The 17,920-nt window shown below is 71.8% G+C and carries 16 protein-coding genes and 1 pseudogene; 8 read left to right on the top strand and 9 right to left on the bottom strand.

The features are described from left to right. Window positions 1-21: 21 nt before the first annotated feature. The 3 genes from ACWFR1_RS02070 (at window position 22) to ACWFR1_RS02060 (ending at window position 2,712) form a co-directional block, all read left to right on the top strand. Entirely contained in the window at window positions 22-918 is an 897-nt protein-coding gene (locus ACWFR1_RS02070) for a polysaccharide deacetylase family protein (RefSeq protein ID WP_453545483.1), read from the top strand. A 121-nt stretch (window positions 919-1,039) separates the two neighbouring features. Beyond that, entirely contained in the window at window positions 1,040-1,405 is a 366-nt protein-coding gene (locus tag ACWFR1_RS02065; protein WP_024756668.1) for a YciI family protein, read from the top strand. A 65-nt stretch (window positions 1,406-1,470) separates the two neighbouring features. After that, the gene (locus ACWFR1_RS02060) at window positions 1,471-2,712 is read left to right on the top strand and encodes an RNA polymerase sigma factor (RefSeq protein ID WP_453545481.1); all 1,242 of its coding nucleotides are present in this window, start codon (window positions 1,471-1,473) and stop codon (window positions 2,710-2,712) included. Here ACWFR1_RS02060 and ACWFR1_RS02055 read toward each other — a convergent pair. The 3 genes from ACWFR1_RS02055 to ACWFR1_RS02045 are packed head-to-tail and all read right to left on the bottom strand — an operon-like array spanning window position 2,706 to window position 6,064. Beyond that, window positions 2,706-4,187, bottom strand: coding sequence for a hypothetical protein (locus ACWFR1_RS02055; protein WP_453545479.1), 1,482 nt, complete (start codon window positions 4,185-4,187; stop codon window positions 2,706-2,708). The genes ACWFR1_RS02060 and ACWFR1_RS02055 overlap by 7 nt on opposite strands. Then, complete coding sequence (locus ACWFR1_RS02050) at window positions 4,180-4,830, bottom strand: hypothetical protein (protein WP_453545477.1); 651 nt, start codon at window positions 4,828-4,830, stop codon at window positions 4,180-4,182. The genes ACWFR1_RS02055 and ACWFR1_RS02050 overlap by 8 nt, the downstream gene beginning before the upstream one ends. Before the next feature lie 43 nt (window positions 4,831-4,873). Then, window positions 4,874-6,064 carry a THUMP-like domain-containing protein gene (locus tag ACWFR1_RS02045; protein WP_453545475.1) on the bottom strand — a complete coding sequence of 397 codons (1,191 nt, stop codon included), beginning with the start codon at window positions 6,062-6,064 and terminating at the stop codon, window positions 4,874-4,876. Between the two features lie 129 nt (window positions 6,065-6,193). Here ACWFR1_RS02045 and ACWFR1_RS02040 point away from each other — a divergent pair, with 129 nt between their 5' ends. From ACWFR1_RS02040 to groL, 4 genes and pseudogenes are all read left to right on the top strand, one after another. After that, entirely contained in the window at window positions 6,194-7,126 is a 933-nt protein-coding gene (locus ACWFR1_RS02040) for a polysaccharide deacetylase family protein (RefSeq protein WP_453545473.1), read from the top strand. A 50-nt stretch (window positions 7,127-7,176) separates the two neighbouring features. Then, window positions 7,177-7,296 (top strand): annotated as a pseudogene (locus ACWFR1_RS02035) (polysaccharide deacetylase family protein); the annotation flags it as partial. A gap of 240 nt (window positions 7,297-7,536) precedes the next feature. Continuing rightward, entirely contained in the window at window positions 7,537-7,845 is a 309-nt protein-coding gene (groES, locus tag ACWFR1_RS02030; protein ID WP_024756677.1) for a co-chaperone GroES, read from the top strand. A gap of 119 nt (window positions 7,846-7,964) precedes the next feature. After that, on the top strand, window positions 7,965-9,593 hold the full coding sequence (gene groL / locus ACWFR1_RS02025; protein ID WP_453545471.1) for a chaperonin GroEL: 1,629 nt from the start codon (window positions 7,965-7,967) through the stop codon (window positions 9,591-9,593). A gap of 114 nt (window positions 9,594-9,707) precedes the next feature. On the opposite strand, the gene ACWFR1_RS02020 is transcribed toward groL, so the two are convergent. From ACWFR1_RS02020 to ACWFR1_RS01995, 6 genes are all read right to left on the bottom strand, one after another. Continuing rightward, window positions 9,708-10,406 (bottom strand): ester cyclase, encoded by a 699-nt coding sequence (locus ACWFR1_RS02020; RefSeq protein ID WP_453545469.1) that lies wholly within the window; start codon window positions 10,404-10,406, stop codon window positions 9,708-9,710. Window positions 10,407-10,480: 74 nt separating this feature from the next. Next, window positions 10,481-11,500, bottom strand: coding sequence for a hydroxyacid dehydrogenase (locus ACWFR1_RS02015; RefSeq protein ID WP_453545467.1), 1,020 nt, complete (start codon window positions 11,498-11,500; stop codon window positions 10,481-10,483). Between the two features lie 17 nt (window positions 11,501-11,517). Further along, window positions 11,518-12,378 carry a carbohydrate ABC transporter permease gene (locus ACWFR1_RS02010; protein WP_453545465.1) on the bottom strand — a complete coding sequence of 287 codons (861 nt, stop codon included), beginning with the start codon at window positions 12,376-12,378 and terminating at the stop codon, window positions 11,518-11,520. Beyond that, window positions 12,375-13,262 carry a carbohydrate ABC transporter permease gene (locus ACWFR1_RS02005; protein WP_453545463.1) on the bottom strand — a complete coding sequence of 296 codons (888 nt, stop codon included), beginning with the start codon at window positions 13,260-13,262 and terminating at the stop codon, window positions 12,375-12,377. Before ACWFR1_RS02005 ends, ACWFR1_RS02010 begins: the two co-directional genes overlap by 4 nt. Window positions 13,263-13,266: 4 nt before the next feature. Further along, window positions 13,267-14,583 carry an ABC transporter substrate-binding protein gene (locus ACWFR1_RS02000; RefSeq protein ID WP_453545461.1) on the bottom strand — a complete coding sequence of 439 codons (1,317 nt, stop codon included), beginning with the start codon at window positions 14,581-14,583 and terminating at the stop codon, window positions 13,267-13,269. A gap of 102 nt (window positions 14,584-14,685) precedes the next feature. Next, a complete protein-coding gene (locus ACWFR1_RS01995) occupies window positions 14,686-15,792 on the bottom strand; it encodes a substrate-binding domain-containing protein (RefSeq protein WP_453545459.1) in 1,107 nt (368 codons plus the stop codon). Between the two features lie 196 nt (window positions 15,793-15,988). Here ACWFR1_RS01995 and ACWFR1_RS01990 point away from each other — a divergent pair, with 196 nt between their 5' ends. Continuing rightward, a complete protein-coding gene (locus tag ACWFR1_RS01990; RefSeq protein WP_453545458.1) occupies window positions 15,989-17,845 on the top strand; it encodes a DUF2264 domain-containing protein in 1,857 nt (618 codons plus the stop codon). Window positions 17,846-17,920: the final 75 nt, after the last annotated feature.

Genomic DNA, 17,920 nt, shown 5'->3' with positions numbered 1-17,920 from the left:
CGCTCGCGCATCCCACAGGGCGTGGACAAGAAGATCGTGGTGTGGGCGGCGCTGACCGCCGTCGCTCTGCTCGTGACCGGCTGCACGGCGGAGCACCCGGCCCCCGCCCCCGCCACCGCCCCGGGCGCGTCCGGGAGCGCCCCTGCCGTGGCGCCCACAGCCGGTGCGGCCGCGTCGCCCTCGACCGGTGCGGCCGTGGATCCCTCAGCCGGTGCGGCCGCCGGCGCGCCGGGCTCCGCCGCCGCGTACCGCACGTGGGGGCTGAAGCCCTTCGCCGCCCCGCCCGCCCCGCCGGCGGTCAAGCCGGTCGTCCGGAAGCCCGGCGGTCCCGTCCCCGTCATCAGCGAGATCCCCACCACCGAGAAGATCGTCTTCATCACGATCGACGACGGGGCCGAGAAGGACCCGGAGTTCGTCCGGATGATGAAGGACCTCAAGGTCCCGGTGACGATGTTCCTCACCGACTCCGCGATCCGCGGCGACTACGGCTACTTCGCCCCGCTCGCCGCCCAGGGCCACGGCGTCGCCAACCACACCCTGACCCACCCCAACCTCCGCACGCTCTCCCGCGACGCCCAGCGCCGGGAGATCTGCGGCCAGCAGACGAAGCTGGCTGCGCGGTACGGCACGGCCCCGCGGCTCTTCCGCCCGCCGTACGGCAACTGGAACGAGGACACCCGCGCCGCCGCCGGGACCTGCGGGGTGGACGCCATCGTGCTGTGGCGCGAGTCCATGCAGATCAAGAACATGCAGTACCAGCGCGGGGACAAGAAGCTGCGCCCCGGCGACATCATCCTGGCCCACTTCCGGGGCCCGTCGGAGCTCAAGGGCCGGACGATGACCGAGATGACGGCCACGATGCTGCGCCGCATCCAGGAGCAGGGCTTCACCGTGGCCCGCCTGGAGGACTACGTCTGAGGATCCCGGTCCACGGATTCCCGGAGATTCCCCTGGCGCGGTGTCGATGCGGGCCCGACCCGTTCGACGTATGTGTGGAAGGCGGGGAACGGCCCCGCCACCGCACCACCGAGGAGTCGTCATGCCCCGCTTCCTGTCCCTCGTCCGCATCGAGGAGAACACCATCGACATGGAGAGCGCCGACCCCGGCTTCGAGGAGCGGATGGGCGCGCTCTTCGAGGAGATCACCAAGGCCGGCGCCATGGTGGACACGGCCGGGCTCAAGCCGACCGCCGAGGCCACCCGGATCACCTGGTCGGACGGGAAGCTGTCGTACACCGACGGACCGTTCACCGAGACCAAGGAGGTCGTCGGCGGCTACGCCATGCTCCAGTGCAAGGACATGGCCGAGGCCGTCGAGTGGGGGAGGCGTTTCCTGGCCGTCCACCCGCCGCAGTGGAAGGTCGGCCTGGAGGTCCGCGAGGTCGAGGAGATGCCGGAAGGCTGACCCGTGGGGTGGACCGCACTCCTGTACGGCCCTGCCGTGTCGCCCGCTGTGCTGTCATGTGAACCATGACGGTGGAAAGCACCCTGGAGACGGTCTGCCGGATGGAGTCGGCGCGGATCATCGCCACCGTGGCGCGGATCGTCCGGGACGTCGGCATCGCCGAGGAGATCGCCCAGGACGCGCTCGTCGCCGCCCTTGAGCAGTGGCCGCGGACAGGGGTCCCGGAGCGCCCGGGCGCCTGGCTGACGGCCACCGCCAAGCACCGCGCCGTCGACCTCGTGCGGCGGCGCGAGACGTACGCCCGCAAGCTCGCCGAGGTGGGCCGGACGCTCACGGAGGAGTCGTACGACCCCGAGCCGTCCGGCCCGGGCGACATCGACGACGACGTGCTCCGGCTCGTCTTCACCACCTGCCACCCGGTGCTCTCCGCCGACAGCCGCACGGCGCTCACGCTGCGGCTCGTCGGCGGGCTCCGGACGGACGAGATCGCCCGCGCCTTCCTCGTGCCCGAGGCGACGGTCGCGGCGCGGATCACCCGCGCCAAGCGGACGCTCGCGAAGGCGGGCGTGGAGTTCGAGGTGCCGTACGGGGAGGAGAGGGTCGCCCGGCTGGGCTCCGTCCTGGAGGTCGTCTACCTGATCTTCAACGAGGGGTACGCGGCGACCGCGGGCGACGACCTGCTGCGGCCCGGCCTGTGCGAGGACGCGCTCCGGCTGGCCCGCGGCCTCGCCGCGCTCCTGCCCGGGGAGGGCGAGGTCCACGGGCTCGCCGCCCTGCTGGAGCTCCAGGCCTCCCGGACGGCGGCCCGTACCGGCCGCGACGGGCAGCCCGTCCTCCTCGCCGACCAGAACAGGAGCCGCTGGAACCGGCTGCTCGTCCGGCGCGGCTTCGCCGCCCTTGAGCGGGCCGGGGACGGGCGCTCCTACGGGCCGTACGCCCTCCAGGCCGCGATCGCCGCCTGCCACGCGCGCGCCGCCTCGTACGGGGAGACGGACTGGCGGACGATCGCGGCCCTGTACGGCCGGCTGGCGGCCGTCGCGCCCTCCCCGGTGGTCGAGCTGAACCGCGCGGTCGCCGTGTCGATGGCGGAGGGCCCCGCCGAGGCCCTCCCGCTTGTCGACGCCCTGGCCGCCGAACCCGCCCTGTCCGGCTACCACCTGCTGCCGAGCGTGCGCGGCGACCTGCTGGCCCGGCTGGGGCGGGCGGCGGAGGCCCGGGCGGAGTTCGAGCGGGCCGCCTCGCTGACGCGGAACGCGCGCGAGCGGGACCTGCTCCTCGGCCGCGCCCGGGCCGTCCAGGCTCAGTAGCGGAGGATCCGGCCCGCCGACGTACCGACGAGGACCGTGCCGTCGGGGGCCGCGTGCACCGAGAGCGGGCCGTACGGGGGCAGGGCGCGGCGGTCGAGGACGGTGCCGTCGGCGGTGTCGGCGGAGATCAGGGTGCCGTCGGCGCACAGGGCGTGCAGGACGCCGTCGTGCGCGTCGAGGTCGACGAGCTCGGCGTCCAGCGGCGTGGTCCAGACGACGTCCCCCGCCGGGAAGGCGCGGCGGACCAGCTCCGTCCGGCCGTGCAGGAGGGCGGGGCCGGCGGAGTCGGAGACGTACACCGCGCGGCCGAGCGGGCGGTCGACCCGGAAGGGTTCCAGCGGGAAGAGCGTCGTCTCGGCGCCGGAGCGGGGGTCGAGCGCGATCACGTCCCGGCGCCGCCGCCCGTACAGCAGCTCGGGGCAGCGACGGACGTCGATCGGGACGAGGTCGTACCGGTCGGGCTCGTGGACCGTGGCGAGCGGGGTGCCGTCGGCGGCGAAGGTCCGGGTGTTGGGGGCGGTGCCCTCCTTCTCGCTGCCGCGGTCGTACGTGTCCCGGATCGCCCACACCCCGTCCGTACGGGTCGACAGCGCTGCCGAGAAGGGCACCGAGGGGGTGTCGAGGACCGTGCCGTCGGAGGTGTCGACGAGAGGGAAGTCGGTCCGGGTACGGGAGTCGGGGCCGGCGACGGCGACGCGTACCGTCCGCTCGTCGGCGGAGACCTCGATCCGCCGACCGCCGGCCGCCGACGGAGCGGGAACGCTCCACAGCGGCGACCCGTCGGGGGACCAGCACTCCACCACGGCGTGGCTGCGGGTGGCGAGCACCCGGCCGTCGCTCAGCCCGGCCACGGCCCGGACCCCGCCGAGGCCGTCGTAGCTCCGGCCGGCCCGCTCGGCGAGTGTCCGGAGGACCTGGTGCGCGGGATCCGGCTCGGAGTACGGGAGCGGGGTGGACGGGTCGAGCGGCTGCTTCCGGAGGGCGGACAGGCCGAGGGCGTCGGGGGCGAGGCCGAGCCACTCCTCGCGGGCCACGACGGCCCGGGACCGCTCGAACTCCACCCCGTCGTGCATGGCGCAGAAGGTGAGTTCGAGGGCGCTCGCGTCCGTCCAGCGGACCAGCTCGACACCCCACCGGGGATCGGCGAGGTCCACGCGATGACCGCTCGCGGGTTCGAGGAGGACGAGACGGCCCTCGCGCAGGTACGCGTCGCCGTTGTCGAAGCCGACGGCGAGGAGCGGGAGCGTGGGGTGGAAGGCCATCGTCTCCGTCTCCATGGCCACCGTCAGGACGTGGGCGCAGGAGAGGTCGGCGGTGCGGTAGACCGCCACCCGGCTCAGGTCCGAGAGCACCGAACTGACCGCGACCCACTGCCCGTCGCCGCTGAGGACCGCCTCGGTGGCGAGCCCGAACAGCTCGGGGAAGGGCTCCTCGTGGAAGACCGCGCGCGGGGTCGCCGTCGGCTGCTCAGGCATGGTGCTCCGTCATGTGGGTCAAGGTGGTGCGGGCGATGACGGCGAGGGCCTCCGGTGTCGCCTCCGGCGCGAGCTCGCGGAAGGACGCGGCGAAGGCCGCCGACCCGGCGCAGAGCGTCCGCGCCTCCAGGGCCTGGGCGAGGCGCGGGAACACCTCGTGGGAGCAGTACGGGTGCTCGCCCTCGACGTACGCCCGCAGGCTCTCCTCGTACGAGGCGAACTCGCCGTCGTACGCCCAGCCGTCCAGCGACAGCAGCAGCGGGAACCGCGCCCTCACCTCCCACGCGGCGAGCGGCACGTCCTCGTACGTGGCGTCCCCCTGGCGGTCCGCGAGCCGCAGGAGCATCGCGAGCTCGGTCATGAACGCGGGAACGCCCTTCGCGCCGGCGGCCGTCCGCCAGGCGTGGCGGTTCGCCTCCGGGCAGGTCGCGAGGAACTCCTCGCTGAACACGGTGGACAGATAGTCCAGTTGGGAGGCGAGATGCTGCGGGGTGTGCCGCCAGGCGGGGTCCCAGTACTCCGTCCGCGTGACGCGCTGGAACCGCAGGACCTCCCACTCCAGCGGGTCGGGCCCGCCGGCGGCCAGTCCGACGAGGTGCGCGACCGGCCCCGTGGTGAACATGCCTTCCGGGTGCAGCGCCACGATCTCTCCCCCTGTTCGCATCCTGCCGCTCACGGCAGCTCGGTCACCGGCCCCCGCCCGCCGGGCGGCCGATCAGCATCGTCGGGGCCCCCGCGACCCGGGTGAGCAGCACCGTCGCGGAGTGGGGGCCCTTCGGCTTCACCTTGCGCCGGATCTCCTCGGGTTCGACCGCCGAGCCGCGCTTCTTCACGGTCAGGGTGCCGACCTCGCGCTCCCGCAGCAGAGCCTTCAACTTCTTGAGGTTGAAGGGGAGTTCGTCGGTGATCTCATACGCGGAGGCGTACGGGGTGGGGACGAGCTCGTCCGCCGTGACGTAGGCGATCGTCTCGTCGATCAGGCCGCCCGACACGTCCTCGGCGACCTCGGCGACGAGGTGCGCGCGGATGACGGCGCCGTCCGGCTCGTACAGATAGCGGCCGACCGGCCGGACCGCCGGGTCGGGCAGTCCCCGGCCGACGATCCCGGCGCCCGAGGGCAGCAGCGTGGCGCGGCGGGCGCCCGGCTCCGTACCGAACCAGAGCACGGCCTCCTTCACGTCCCCGCCGTCCGAGATCCACTCGGCCTCGGCCTCCGCCGGGACGGCCTCGTGCGGGATGCCGGGTGCCACCTTCAGGGCGGCGTGCGGGGCCTTGCGGGCCGCCTCGACGGCCCAGGAGAGCGGCGGGGAGTACGCCTCGGGGTCGAAGATCCTGCCCCGGCCGCCGCGCCGCGCCGGGTCGACGAAGACCGCGTCGTAGGGGGCGGTGTCGATGTCGGTGACGTCCGCGCACCGCACCTCGATCAGCCCGCCGAGGCCGAGGGCCTCGGCGTTGGCGCGGGCCACCTCGGCGGTCAGCGGGTCGCGGTCGACGGCGAGGACGGAGATCCCGGCGCGGGCGAGGGCGAGCGCGTCGCCGCCGATCCCGGAGCAGAGGTCGGCGACGCTGCCGACGCCGAGGGCCTTGAGGCGGGCCGCCCGGTAGGTGCCGACCGAGGCGCGGGTCGACTGCTCGACGCCGTTGGGCGTGAAGTACATCCGGTACGCGTCCTCGGCGCCGAACTTCGCCACCGCGCGCTGGCGCAGCCGGGCCTGCCCGACGGCCGACGTGACGAGCTCGGCGGGGTGGTCGCGGCGCAGCCGGGAGACGACCGCCAGCTCCTGGGCGGGGTCGTAGTCGCGCAGGGCGGCGAGGAGCGCCTGTCCCTCGGGGGTGAGCAGGGCGGTGAACTGGGCGAGGTCGGTCACCCGTCCCATTGTGGGGCCTGCGGTGCTGTGGGCCGGCCGGGGGACGTGCGCCGCCGTGCGGCGGTGTCGCGGTCCGTAGGGGTGCGCTCACTGACAGGATGCGGCGCCATACCGCTTGTACGACAAGAGGAAGAATTTATGGTGATCAGCGCGCACCCTTTCCGGCGGACCCTCGGGGCCGCTCTCGTCGTCGCAGCCCTCGCATCCGCCGCCACGGCCTGCTCCGACTCCGGCCCCGCCGCACCGGAGCGCGGCGCCCCCGCCCCCGCCCCGGGGCAGCAGGGACAGGCGCAGGCCCCGGGATCGGCCGGCGCGCTCAGCGCGTACGTCGAGAAGGTCCGCAAGCAGAAGGCCGCCCGCGCGCTCGCGGCCAAGAAGTGGGGTCTGGCCCGGCCCCCGCTCGACGCCCCGGCCCCGCCGAAGGCCAAGCCGAGGATCACCACCCGCAAGGGCTTCGAGACGGACGGCGAGGGCCTGCCGCCCGTCTTCACCACCGTGCCGACCAAGCAGAAGGTCGTCTTCCTGACGATCGACGACGGCGCGGAGAAGGACCCCGAGCTGCTGCGGATGATGAAGGACCTCCGGATCCCGTACAGCGCCTTCCTCAGCGACTACGTCGTCAAGGACGACTACGGCTACTTCGCGCGGATGCAGAAGTCGCAGGAGGGCGGGGTCTCCCTCCACAACCACACGCTCAACCACCGCTACCTGCCCGGACTGTCGTACGCGCAGCAGAAGCGTGAGATCTGCGGGATGCAGGACGTCATCGAGAAACGGTATGGCAAGCGGCCCCCGCTCTTCCGCCCGCCGTACGGCAACTACAACGAGAACACGCTGCGCGCGGCGAAGTCCTGCGGGGTCAAGGCGGTCCCGCTGTGGGCCTCGGAGGCCTTCCCGGACCACATGGAGTGGCGCGAGTGGGACCGGGACCTGCACCCCGGCGACATCGTGCTCACGCACTTCCGGGGCAAGGGCGACTGGAAGGGCACGATGCCGGACATGATCCGGCGGGTGATGAACGTGATCACGGCCAAGGGGTACGCGGTCGCGAAGCTCGAGGACTACGTGTGAGAGGGCTACCTGCGAGAGGGCTCGGTGCGGGACGGGTCCGTGCGGCACGGATCCGTACGGTGATCGCGGGCGCCGCGCTGGCCGGCGCGCTGCTCACCCTCTCCGGCTGTGCCTCGTCGGTCGACCCGATCGAGCGGCTGGGGCGGAAGGCGGCGGAGCGGATGGGCCCTCGGGAGACGGCGACCGTGGCCGACGCGGTGGCCGAAAGGTGTACCGGAACGACGCGCGACGGCACGGAATTGGCACTCCGCTTGACCGAGTGCTAATCGCGGTCATAGTCTCGGCTCTGGCACTCCCCACTGGAGAGTGCCAACACAGCGACAGGCAGGTCCGGCACCCGCGACGACGGATCCACCTGGTCGCCACCTCAGACAGTTGACCCCGTAATCTCCGAAGGGGGAGGTCGGATCGTGACGACCACCAGCTCCAAGGTTGCCATCAAGCCGCTCGAGGACCGCATTGTGGTCCAGCCGCTCGACGCCGAGCAGACCACCGCCTCTGGCCTGGTCATCCCGGACACCGCGAAGGAGAAGCCCCAGGAGGGTGCTGTTCTCGCCGTGGGCCCGGGCCGCTTCGAGAACGGCGAGCGCCTGCCGCTCGACGTTCAGGTCGGCGACGTCGTGCTCTACAGCAAGTACGGCGGCACCGAGGTGAAGTACAACGGCGAGGAGTTCCTCGTCCTCTCGGCTCGCGACGTGCTCGCGATCATCGAGAAGTAATTCACCGAGTACCTGAAGTATCTGAAGCAGATGCTTTGAGCTGCGCCCCTTGACCCCGCACAGGGCGTCCGGGGGCGCAGTTCGTTTCCACCCCATTCCGAGAGGGCTGAACCGCTCCCATGGCGAAGATCCTGAAGTTCGACGAGGACGCCCGTCGCGCCCTTGAGCGCGGCGTCAACAAGCTTGCCGACACGGTGAAGGTGACGATCGGCCCCAAGGGCCGCAACGTCGTCATCGACAAGAAGTTCGGCGCCCCCACCATCACCAACGACGGTGTCACGATCGCCCGCGAGGTCGAGCTCGACGACCCGTACGAGAACCTCGGCGCCCAGCTGGTGAAGGAGGTGGCGACCAAGACCAACGACATCGCGGGTGACGGCACCACCACCGCCACCGTGCTCGCCCAGGCCCTGGTCCGCGAGGGTCTGCGCAACGTCGCCGCCGGCGCCTCCCCGGCCGCCCTGAAGAAGGGCATCGACGCCGCCGTCAAGGCCGTCTCCGAGGAGCTCCTCGCCACCGCGCGCCCGATCGAGGACAAGTCCGACATCGCCGCCGTCGCCGCGCTCTCCGCGCAGGACCAGCAGGTCGGCGAGCTCATCGCCGAGGCGATGGACAAGGTCGGCAAGGACGGTGTCATCACCGTCGAGGAGTCCAACACCTTCGGCCTGGAGCTCGACTTCACCGAGGGCATGGCCTTCGACAAGGGCTACCTGTCCCCGTACATGGTCACCGACCAGGAGCGTATGGAGGCCGTCCTCGACGACCCGTACATCCTGATCAACCAGGGCAAGATCTCCTCGATCCAGGACCTGCTCCCGATCCTCGAGAAGGTCATCCAGGCCGGCGCCAGCAAGCCGCTGCTGATCATCGCCGAGGACGTCGAGGGCGAGGCCCTGTCGACCCTGGTCGTGAACAAGATCCGTGGCACCTTCAACGCCGTGGCCGTCAAGGCCCCGGGCTTCGGCGACCGCCGCAAGGCGATGCTCGGCGACATGGCCACCCTCACCGGTGCCACCGTCATCGCCGAGGAGGTCGGCCTCAAGCTCGACCAGGCCGGTCTGGACGTGCTGGGCACCGCCCGCCGCGTGACGATCACCAAGGACGACACCACCATCGTCGAGGGCGGCGGCAACGCCGACGAGCTCGCGGGCCGTGTCAACCAGATCAAGGCCGAGATCGAGTCCACGGACTCCGACTGGGACCGCGAGAAGCTCCAGGAGCGCCTCGCGAAGCTGGCCGGCGGCGTGTGCGTGATCAAGGTCGGCGCCGCCACCGAGGTGGAGCTCAAGGAGAAGAAGCACCGTCTGGAGGACGCCATCTCCGCGACCCGCGCCGCGGTCGAGGAGGGCATCGTCTCCGGTGGTGGCTCCGCTCTGGTCCACGCCGTCAAGGTCCTCGAGGGCAACCTCGGCAAGACCGGCGACGAGGCCACGGGTGTCGCGGTCGTCCGCCGCGCCGCCGTCGAGCCGCTGCGCTGGATCGCCGAGAACGCCGGCCTCGAGGGCTACGTCATCACCTCGAAGGTGGCGGAGCTCGACAAGGGCCAGGGCTTCAACGCCGCGACCGGCGAGTACGGCGACCTGGTCAAGGCCGGCGTCATCGACCCGGTGAAGGTGACGCGCTCCGCCCTGGAGAACGCCGCCTCGATCGCCTCCCTCCTCCTCACCACCGAGACCCTCGTGGTGGAGAAGAAGGAAGAGGAGCCGGCGGACGCGGGCCACGGCCACGGCCACGGTCACTCCCACTGAGGCTCGTAGCTCGTAGCTCGTAGCTGAGAGCTGAGAGCTGAGAGCTCAGAGCTCAGAGCTGAGGCCCGGTGCCCCCGTCGCGGGGGCACCGGGCCTCGTGCTTTCCGCCCGCTCCTATGTCTCCACGGCGCCGAGCTGCCCCATGAGTCCGAGCAGGTCGTACTGCCACCACCCCTCGACGATCTTCCCGTCGTCCCGGAACCGGTGGATCACCGTCCCGGTCATGGTCACGTCCATGCCGGTCGGCTGGAGCCCCATGAAGTCCCCGGTGTGGCTGCCCTTCCACGTCCAGCGGGTGCAGACCCGGTCGCCCTCGGCGAGCTGGTCGTCGACGGTGAAGGAGAAGTCGAAGCCGCCCCGCCACATCTCCACCTCGCGCCGGACGGCGTCCATGCCGATGACGTCCTGCTCGTTGGTCGGATCGTGGTCGTGGTACCCCTCGGCCAGCACCTCGTCGAGCAGCGCGAGCTCCTGCTGGGTGGCGATCATCTCCATGAGCCGCCGGGCGTTGGACTTGTACAGCGCCTCGTCCCTGACCACGTCCAGGTCGGTGAAGGTCGGCATCTCGTCACAGAGCGCGACCATCTCCCGGAAGATCCGGTCGGTCTCGGGAAGCTGGGAGTTACGCATGGCCACGTCGTAGGAGGGGAACTCGACGATCTCCACGATGTGGGAGCCGTCGGAACGGTCCTTGCCGACCATGCTGTGGGTCGCGGTCCGTTTTCCCTGGGTCTGCTCGACCCACTCGTCCATGAGCCGGTTCAGATCGTCCACCCGACTCGTCTTGCAGTCGATTATCTGTACGAACGTCATGACGCCTCCCGACCCCGGGACAGGACCCTTCCAGTCTAGGTTGGACGCATGGAGCGGGCAGGGGGAGCGGCGGTCTACGCCGAGTGCTGGAGGTCTGACGCCCGTACCTCCTCCGCGAACGGTTCCCCCCTCCCGTACCGCGCCACCTCCTCGATCGCCTGGTCCGCCATGCGGTGCAGTTCGTTGCCGAGGGAGCCCGCCACGTGGGGGGTGAGCAGGACGTTCGGGAGGGTGTAGAGCGGGGAGTCCGGGGGTGGGAGTTCCGGGTCCGTCACGTCGAGGGTCGCGTGGAGGCGGCCCGCGAGGAGGTGGGGGAGGAGCGCCGTCTCGTCGATCAGGGAGCCGCGGGCCGTGTTGATCAGGGTGGCGCCGTCGGGCATCGCGGCGAGCTGGGCAGCGCCGATCATGCGGTACGTGGACGGGAGTTGCGGCGCGTGGACCGAGACGACCGTGCTGCGGGCGCAGAGGTCGTCGAGGCCGGTCAGCTCCACGCCGGGCGGCGGGACGTCGACGTACGGGTCGTACAGGAGGATCTCGAAGTCGAAGGGGCGGAGGAGTTCGACGACCCGGCGGCCGATGCGGGAGGCGCCGACGATGCCGATCGTGCGGCGGTGGTTGCCCCAGGCGGCGGATTCGGTGAGCCACGCGTGGTCGGTGCGGAGTTCGGCGTAGCGCTGCGCCGAGCGGAGGACCTGCTTCCCGGCGAAGAGGATCGCGGCGAGCGTGTACTCGGCGACGGGCAGCGCGTTGGCGGTGGCGGCCGTGGTGACGCGGAGGCCGCGGTCCCAGCAGGCGTCGGTGATGTGGTGCTTGACGGAGCCGGCGGCGTGGACGACGGCCCGGAGGCGGGGGGCGCGGTCGAGGACCTCGGTGGTCAGCGGCGTGGCGCCCCAGCCGGTGAGGAGGAGTTCGGCCTCGGCGAGGGCGGCGGCGGTGCGCGCGTCCGGGGCGGTGAGGTCGTGGGCGACGAAGCGCGGGTCGGTCCTGGCGAGGGCCGCGAGGCGCTGCCGGTGGGCGTCGGTGAGCAGGCGTTCCGCGGTGTCCGGGCCCATCGCGAGGAGGAGGGCGGGGCGGTTGTCAGTGGCGGGGTGCATCGTGGGACGTGTGCTCCTCACTTGACGCTGCCGGCGGTCAGACCCGCCTTCCAGTGGCGCTGGAGGGAGACGAAGGCGATGACGAGGGGGACGACGGCGAGCAGGGATCCGGTGACGACGAGGGGGTAGTAGTCGGGTTCCGCGTGGGCGTTGCTGTTCCACGCGTACAGGCCGAGGCTCAGGGGGTAGAGCTTCTGGTCCGAGAGCATCACCAGGGGGAGGAAGAAGTTGTTCCAGATGGCGGTGAACTGGAAGAGGAAGACGGTCACGAAGCCGGGCATGACCATGCGCAGACCGATGGACCAGAAGACGCGCAGTTCGCCGGCCCCGTCGATACGGGCCGCCTCCAGGGCCTCGTCGGGGATGTAGCCCGCGCAGAAGACCCGGGAGAGGTAGACGCCGAAGGGGTTGACGAGGACCGGGATCAGGACGGCCCAGTAGGTGTTGACGATGCCGACCTCGCTGGCGAGGAGGTACATCGGCAGGGCGAGCGCGGTGGTGGGGACGAGCACACCCAGGAGGACGACGCCGAAGAGCTTCTCCTTGGCCCGGAAGTCGTAGACGTGGAAGGCGTATCCGGCGGCGACGCTGACGAGCGAGCAGGCGAGGGCGCCGAATCCGGCGTAGAGGAGGCTGTTCAGGTACCAGTGGAAGTAGATGCCGTCGTTGTACTCGGCGAGCCGGGACAGGTTGCCGCCGAGGTCGAAGCCCTCGAAGGAGAAGGCGTTTCCGGCGAGGAGGCCTCCGGCGTCCTTGGTGGCGGCGGTCAGCAGCCAGACGAGCGGGAAGAGCATGTAGACGACGGCGAGGACGAGGGCGCCGTTGACGGCGGTCCTGGAGAGCCATCTGTTCGTGGCGGTGGTACGGGGCTTGCTCATGCGCGCTTCCCCTTCCGGCCCGTCAGTCGTGTCACCGCGAAGGAGAGCAGCGCGGCCGTCAGGGCCAGGAGGACCGAGGCCGCCGCCGCGAGCCCGTAGTCGTTGCGGTCGAAGGCCGCGGTGTAGGCGTACATGTTCGGCGTCCAGGTGGAGGTGACGGCGGAGCCGGTGCCCTTGTTGAGGATCAGCGGCTCGGTGAAGAGCTGGAGGGAGCCGATGATCGTGAAGAGCCCGACCATCGCGAGTGAGGCCTTGACCAGCGGGACCTTGATGGAGAAGGCGATGCGCCAGGCGCCCGCCCCGTCGACCGTGGCCGCTTCGAGGACGGAGCGGTCGATGGCCTGGAGGGCCGCGTAGAAGATGACCATGTTGTAGCCGAGCCACTCCCACAGGGCGATGTTGACGATGGAGGGCAGCGCGCCTTCGGGGGAGAAGAAGTCGAAGTCGATGCCTCCCGCCTCCATGGCCTGCACGACTGGGCTGAGCTGGGGTGTGTAGAGGTAGACCCAGATCAGCGCGGCGATGATGCCGGGGACGGCGTGCGGCAGGAAGAGCGCGAGCTGGAAGAAGCGGCGGGCGCGGGCGAGGGCCGAGTCGAGGAGGAGGGCGAGTCCGAGGGCTCCGACGAGCAGCAGCGGAATGTAGAACAGGCAGTATCCGAGCAGGACGCCGAAGCCCTCGCGGAAGGCCCGGTCACCCAGCGCCGCCGTGTAGTTGTCGAGGCCGCTGAAGACGGTCTCGGTGCCGCCGAAGCCCAGTCCGGACTGCTTCTCGGTGAAGAGGCTGAGCCAGACCGCGTAGCCGATCGGCACCACCATCACCGCGGTGAACAGGAGGAAGAACGGGGTCAGCAGGATCGTGGCGGCGCGGGTGCGGGCCTTCACTCGGTCAGCCCTCGACCTTCAGGCCGCGCTTGGTGAGCTCGGCGACGGTGGCGTCGTGGCCGGCCTTGACGGCGTCCGTGATGGTCGGGCCGCCCTGGGCGATCTTGCCGAAGTGGTCCTTGATCGTGGTGTTGGTGGTGCCGGTGGTCGGGCCCCAGGACCAGCTGGGGTTGATGGACGCGCCGGAGGCCTCGAAGAGGGCGTAGATGTCCTGGCCGCCGTAGTAGCTCGCGTCGAAGGCCTTCTTGGCGACCGGGCGCAGGCTCGCGGCGGCCGGGAAGGCGGAGGAGGTGCCGGAGGCGATGCGGGCCTTCACGCCCTGCTCGGTGGTGGACATCCACTCGGCGAAGGCGACGGCCGCGGCCTTCTGCTTGCTGTCCCTGGTCACGGCGAAGGAGGTGCCGCCGAGCATGCCGCTCGCGGCCTTGCCGTCCCAGCTGGGCATGGGCGCCACGGCCCACTTGCCGCTCTGCTCGGGCAGGGTGCCCTTGAGGACGCCCGCGCCCCAGGAGGCGCCGAGGTAGCCGATGGTGGTGCCGTTCTTGAGGGAGCCGGTCCACTCGGGGCTGAACGAGGCGTTCTTGTGGACGAGATCGGCGTCGAGGAGGCCCTGCCAGTAGGCGGCGACCTTGGTGGTGGCGGCGTCGGTGGTGTCGATCTTCCAGGTCTCGTTCTCCGCCTTGAACCACTGGGCGCCGGCCTGCCAGGCCATCGCCTCGAAGGTGGTCGGGTCGTCGGGGAAGAACGTGGCGATACGGGCCTTGGCGTCGGCCTTCTTGACCTGCTCGGCAGCCTTCTTGAACTCGTCCCAGGTGGTGGGGGCCTGGACCTTGTACTTCGCGAACAGGTCCTTGCGGTAGAAGAAGGCCTGCGGGGCGGCGTCGAAGGGGACGGCCCAGGACTTGCCGCCGAGCGTGGTGAGTTCGACGGTCTGCGGGAGCAGCTTCGCCCGGTCGGCCTCGGTGAACTCGCCGCCGATGTCCTGGAGCGCGCCGGAGCTGACGAACTCGGGGAGCGAGGAGTACTCGATGGAGACGAGGTCGGGGGCGTTGCCCGCCTTCACGGCGTTGGAGATCTTGGCGTAGCCGCCGGCGGTGCCGGAGGGGATCTCCTCGAACGTCACCTGGATGTCGGTGTGGGAGGCGTTGAAGGCGTCGACGACGTCCTTGGAGCCCTTGGCCCAGCCCCAGAAGGTGATGGTCACGGGCTTGCCGTCGGCGGATGTGGTGTCGTCACCGCTGCCGCCGCAGGCCGTGAGAACGGCGAGGGCGGTCGCGGTGCCGGCTATGACACGGGATGTTCTGCTCCAAGTACGGGTCACGGCACGGCTCCTGAAGGCGGGGCGGCTGGGAGGTTGTGGCCGTGATCCTGTGACCGTTCATGACCGAAGTCAAGAGCGAAAGATTGATTGATCGAAAAAAGATCAGATCGATCGGTGGCCGCGCGCCCCGCAGGACTCCCGCACCCGCAGCCGCGGCAGCAGGCTCAGATGGCGCCGCGCCGCCTCCTCGCCGGGCCCCGCCTCACCCTCCGTTAGCCGCTCCACGAGCAGCTCCGCGGCGTACCTCCCCACCTGCCGCTTGGGCGGGGCGACCGCCGTCAGCGGGGTGTCGGCGAGGGCCGCGACCTCGTCGTCGTACGCGATCAGGGCCAGGTCCTGCGGCACCCGCACGCCCAGCTCGGCCAGGCGCTGCACGATCTCGATCGCGTCCACGTCGTTGTGGACGAGCGCCGCGCCCGACAGGCCCGAGCGGACCGCCTCGTACAGCGCCCGCACGGCCCGCTCGAAGCCCTCCGGATCCGCCTCGGCCGGCACGGACTCGATGACCGGCCGGGGCTCCTTCAGGCCGAGGGTCCCCAGCGCCTCGGCGTACCCGGCGCGCACCGCGAGCGCGGTCGGGGAGTCCCCGCGGGCCACGAGCAGCGGCGTCGAATGACCGAGTGCGAGCAGGTGGCGGAGGGCGAGGAGGACGCCGTGGCCGTGGTCGGAGACGACCCGGTCCAGACCGTCGAGCGGACTGCCGGGCTCGGCCCTGCGCTCCAGGAGCACGGCCGGTACGGGCAGTTCGGCCAGCCAGTCCCCGTAGGCGAGCCGGTCCTCGGGTCCACGCCAGCCGGGTGCGACGAGGACGCCCTCGGCGCCCGCCGCGAGCAGCCCCTCGGTACGGGCGCGGTCCTCCTCCGGCCGGTAGTCCGAGACGCGCAGCACCAGCCGGGCGCCGGCCCGTGCCGCGGCCTCGTGCGCGCCCCGGATGACCTCGGCGAAGTAGTACGTGGCGGAGGGGGCCAGCAGGCCGAGGACCAGGCCCTCGCCGGGCCGTCCCGCGGCCGGCGCGCCCTGCCCCCGGGGCCACGACACCTGGCCGTGCACCCGGTCGAGCAGGCCCTGCCCCGCCAGCGCCTCGACGTCCCGGCGGGCGGTGACGGGGGAGACCCCGAGCCGCTCGGCCAGTTCGGCGACGCGGGCGGTGCCGCGCTCGCGGACCAGGGCCAGCAGTCGGTCGTGTCGTTCGGCGGCACTCTCGCGCACGGTGTGCTCCCCCTCGCGGTGATGGTGGTCCAGGGATCAGGCTTTTGGTGGCCCAGGGACCAGGTTCTTCGACTCTAGTCCAGGAATGATCGAACGACGGGAGTTTCGATCATTCGCTCCGATTCTCTTGACGTTCGATCGAAGCCTGTTCAGGATTCCCGGCGACGCAGACGTCAGGGAGCCCTCAGGGAGCATCATGCCCACGCCGCCCGAGAACCGTGAGCTCAGTCCGTACACCGGCTGGACCCGTGCCCACTGGGAGACCACGGCCGACCGGCTCCTCCTGGCCGTACGCCCCCACACCTCCCCCCGCGGCGGCCTCATCGACCTCCCCGGACCGCGCCCCAGCTGGTCAGGCGCCCGCTCCGACGGACTGGAAGGCTGGGCCCGCACCTTCCTCCTCGCGGCCCTCCGCGTCGCGGGCGCCCAGGGAGCGGACCCCCACGGCCACCTCGACCGGTACGCGGACGGACTCGCCGCCGGGACGGCGAGACCCGGCACCGACGACCCCGACTCCTGGCCCCTCGCGACCGACACCCGCCAGGCGATCGTCGAATCCGCCTCGATCGCCCTCGGCCTCCGTCTCACCCGCCCCTGGCTCTGGGACCGCCTCGACGACCCCACCCGCCGGCGCGTCGTCGACTGGCTCCGCCCCGCCCTCGGACCGTCCCCCGTCGACAACAACTGGTGGCTCTTCGGCCTCACCGTCGCCGGCTTCCTCCAGGACGCCGGCATCGAGACCGACCGGGCCGCCGCCACGATCGACCGCTCCCTCGCCCGCGTCGAGGACTGGTACCTCGGCGACGGCTGGTACAGCGACGGCGACAACCGCGCCTTCGACCACTACAACGCCTGGGCCCTGCACTTCTACCCCGTCCTCCACGCCCACCTCGCCGGCGACCGCGCCCTCCTCGACCGGTACGGCCCCCGCCTGCGCCGCCACCTCGACGACCACGTCCACCTCTTCGACGCGAACGGCGCCCCCGCCCCCTACGGGCGCTCCCTGATCTACCGCTTCGCCGCGGCCGCCGCCCCCTGGCTCGGCACCCTCACCGGCCACACCCCCCTCACCCCCGGCGCGACCCGCCGCCTCGCCTCCGGCACCCTGCGGTACTTCCTCGACCGCGGCGCCACCGACGCACGCGGGCTGCTCACGCTCGGCTGGCACGGCCCGTACCCGCCCCTCGTCCAGGAGTACTCGGGACCCGGCTCCCCCTACTGGGCCTCCAAGGGTTTCCTCGGCCTCCTCCTGCCCGCCGGCCACCCGGCCTGGACCGACCCCGAGGAAGCCCTCCCCGCCGAACGGACCGACACCGTACGCCCGTTCGCCCCGACAGGCCTGCTCGTCCAGACGACCGCGGCCGACGGGCTCGTACGCCTCCACAACCACGGCAGCAACCACGTCCACGCCGCCGGGACGGACGAGGACGACCCCGGCTACGCCCGCCACGCCTACTCCACCCGCACCGGCCCCACGACCGGACCGGCCCCCGCCGACAACCACTTCGCCCTCCTTGCGGAGGACGGCCGGGCCAGTACGCGCGGCCCCGCCGTCCCGGCGGGCACGGGCCCGGACTGGGCGGCCTCCCTGCACACCCCCCGCCCCGGCGTCCGGATCCTCTCGGTGACCCTCGCCCACGGCCGCGCCGAGGTCCGCGCGCACCTCGTGCTCGGCGCCCCGGAAGGGACTCCCGTACGGCAGACGGGCTGGGCCACCACCCCCGACGGGCCCCACGCGGAGCTCCACCCGGTCCACGGCTACCCGGAGGCCACGAAAGCCACCGAACTCCCCACCGGGGAAACCCTTCAGGGTCCCGGCAGCCGGACCCTCGCCCTGGCGGGCGTCACACACGGCCCGGAAACCCTCTTCGTCGCCCTCGCCTCCCTCACCGCCGAAGCCGCCCCGACCCCCGTGGCCGACCTCGCGGACGTCCGGGTCACCGCCCCGCGCACGCTCACCGTGACCTGGCAGAACGGCACCACGGGCACCACCAGCAACGGCACCACCACCGGCACCACCACCCGACTGGACCTCGGCCTGGAGAACGATTGAACGTGAGCTCGATGGATCACACGTTCTGCTGATCGCTGACGCATTCGCTTCCCTCCCGCAGAACCACGGCTAGCG

Source organism: Streptomyces sp. NPDC055103, from assembly GCF_053607625.1.
This window is presented reverse-complemented; position numbering and strand designations above follow the sequence as displayed.

What these genes read in the sequence shown, in the direction of transcription:
- ACWFR1_RS02065 (WP_024756668.1), top strand. Translation starts at nt 1,040, where the DNA reads ATGCCCCGCTTCCTGTCCCTCGTCCGCATCGAGGAGAACACCATCGAC.
- ACWFR1_RS02060 (WP_453545481.1), top strand. Translation starts at nt 1,471, where the DNA reads ATGACGGTGGAAAGCACCCTGGAGACGGTCTGCCGGATGGAGTCGGCG.
- ACWFR1_RS02055 (WP_453545479.1), bottom strand. Translation starts at nt 4,187, where the DNA reads ATGCCTGAGCAGCCGACGGCGACCCCGCGCGCGGTCTTCCACGAGGAG.
- ACWFR1_RS02045 (WP_453545475.1), bottom strand. Translation starts at nt 6,064, where the DNA reads ATGGGACGGGTGACCGACCTCGCCCAGTTCACCGCCCTGCTCACCCCC.
- ACWFR1_RS02040 (WP_453545473.1), top strand. Translation starts at nt 6,194, where the DNA reads ATGGTGATCAGCGCGCACCCTTTCCGGCGGACCCTCGGGGCCGCTCTC.
- groL (WP_453545471.1), top strand. Translation starts at nt 7,965, where the DNA reads ATGGCGAAGATCCTGAAGTTCGACGAGGACGCCCGTCGCGCCCTTGAG.
- ACWFR1_RS02020 (WP_453545469.1), bottom strand. Translation starts at nt 10,406, where the DNA reads ATGACGTTCGTACAGATAATCGACTGCAAGACGAGTCGGGTGGACGAT.
- ACWFR1_RS02015 (WP_453545467.1), bottom strand. Translation starts at nt 11,500, where the DNA reads ATGCACCCCGCCACTGACAACCGCCCCGCCCTCCTCCTCGCGATGGGC.
- ACWFR1_RS02010 (WP_453545465.1), bottom strand. Translation starts at nt 12,378, where the DNA reads ATGAGCAAGCCCCGTACCACCGCCACGAACAGATGGCTCTCCAGGACC.
- ACWFR1_RS01990 (WP_453545458.1), top strand. Translation starts at nt 15,989, where the DNA reads ATGCCCACGCCGCCCGAGAACCGTGAGCTCAGTCCGTACACCGGCTGG.